Origin of the sequence: Flavobacterium sp. (genome assembly GCF_003525665.1) — a bacterium.
In the GTDB taxonomy this organism is placed as follows: domain Bacteria; phylum Bacteroidota; class Bacteroidia; order Flavobacteriales; family Flavobacteriaceae; genus Flavobacterium.
Map to the genome: position 1 here is coordinate 22,479 of NZ_DQDX01000163.1, position 2,061 is coordinate 24,539.

The 2,061-nt window shown below is 34.7% G+C and carries 1 protein-coding gene; it reads right to left on the bottom strand.

Going from position 1 to position 2,061, the window contains the following annotated elements:
- Positions 1–447: 447 nt before the first annotated feature.
- Entirely contained in the window at positions 448–1,503 is a 1,056-nt protein-coding gene (locus tag DIU01_RS11555) for an NAD(P)-dependent alcohol dehydrogenase (protein WP_290834601.1), read from the bottom strand.
- Positions 1,504–2,061: the final 558 nt, after the last annotated feature.

Sequence of the window (2,061 nt, forward strand, 5' to 3'; positions counted from 1 at the left end):
TCATAAAAAGAACGCGAAGCTATGATTAGAAAAATTACTACAAACTTCATTAAAAAAGTATATGTGTTTTTTGCCTTCGGTATAGTGTTTAAATATTTTTATATAGTAACAAATGGATTAAACAAAGAAACGATCGCTAGTATTAATCAACCTGCTGAAGTTTCTATAAATCAAAATATAAACAGCGTAATAGCTATTGCAGTTATTTTTAGTTTTTTCTTTTTGAACAAAAAATTAAAATACAGTATACGTTCGATACACTAGATGTAATTATGACTAAGGGGTTTATTGTAATTATGTTTTAAATTTTGAACGCTACAAGGTTGCTTTTAATCTTTCATTTAATTGAAGATTATTAGCGACCTTTTTTTTATGACCAAAAATTCTAGTAAATTCAATACTTAAGCATTGAATCTATTAGAATTTTAAAAATGTATTTGTTTCAAATTATGCTTTCAGCGAAGCCATATCTATAACAAATCTATAGCGAACATCACTTTTCAGCATACGTTCGTAAGCTTCATTGATGTCTTGCATTTTGATGATTTCAATTTCAGATACAATGTTGTGTTCACCACAAAAATCGAGCATTTCTTGCGTTTCTGCAATACCACCAATTACCGAACCAGCAACCGCTTTTCTTCCTAAAATCATAGGAACGGTTTGCAACATTGGCTCCAATGCACCAAGATAACCCACTAAAACCAGGGTACCACTTATTCCCAAAGTAGCAATATACGGATTGATGTCATGAACATAAGGAACCGTATCAATAATCAAGTCAAATTTTCCAGCAACCGATTGCATTTGCTTGTCGTCTGTAGAAATAATCACCGCATCGGCACCAAGATCTAAAGCATCTTTTTCTTTATCAGGAGTTCTAGAAAACAAAGTCACCTCAGCACCAAGTCCTTTAGCCAATTTAATAGCCATGTGACCCAATCCGCCAAGGCCAACTACAGCCACTTTACTACCTTTAGTAACCTTCCAATGACGCAACGGCGACCAAGTTGTGATTCCGGCACACAATAAAGGTGCAACGGCAGCCAAATCTAAATTGGTTGGCACTTTCAAAACAAAATGTTCATCCACAACCACTTTTTCAGAATATCCACCATAGGTCATTCCACCAAGATGCTTGTCAGGCGAATTGTAAGTTCCTGTAAAACCAGTAAGGCAATATTGTTCTAAATCTTTTTTGCAACTATCACAAGTGTGACACGAATCTACAAGGCAACCAACACCAGCCAAATCGCCTACTTTCAGTTTGGTAACTTCACTACCAACACCGGTAACTCTTCCTACAATTTCATGTCCGGGAACAGCAGGATAGGAGGTAAAACCCCAATCGTTTCTAGCAGTATGTAAGTCAGAGTGACAAACACCGCAATATAATATATCAATTTCAATATCTTTTGCGCCAATTGCTCTGCGCTCAATAGTCATTTCCAGTAAAGGTGCATCGGCAGCTTGCGTACCAAATGCTTTTGTATTTGTAGCCATTTTATAATGATTAGAATTATTGTGAATGGCTAATTTACGACAGTTTCATGTTCTATAAATGCTACAAACATTAAAATGGTGTTAAGGTTTGGTATGTGTAGAACCTATGGAAACGAATCACCTAGTTCATACCATCGTCACTTCGAGTGATTTTCTGTTTTAAAAACGACAGTTTTTGAAAGAGAAAATTGTATCGAGAACCTATGGAAACGAATTGTGGTTCTAAGTTCTCGATACTATTTTTTTAATCAAAAATTAGCATTTTTGATTAAAAAAATCACTCGAAGTGACGGTAGGGTAAAGTTGAGGTTTTGGTGTTTTTAGAACCAAAGAAAAAACGAATTGTGGTTCTAAGTTCTCGATTAGCTAAGCTCAATTCGGCAAGCCTCGGGTCATTTTTTATAAAATAGCTAGTCGCAATTTTATAAAAATCACTCGTAGTGACGGTAGAGTAGAGTTGAGGTTTTGGTATATTAAGAACTTTTGAAAAACGAATTGTAGTTCTAAGTTCTCGATACATTTTTTATAAAATAGCTGGTCGCAATTTTATAAAAAACA

Bases quoted from the DNA above. Each gene is read 5' to 3' on its own strand.
- DIU01_RS11555 (WP_290834601.1), bottom strand. From the start codon at position 1,503: ATGGCTACAAATACAAAAGCATTTGGTACGCAAGCTGCCGATGCACCT.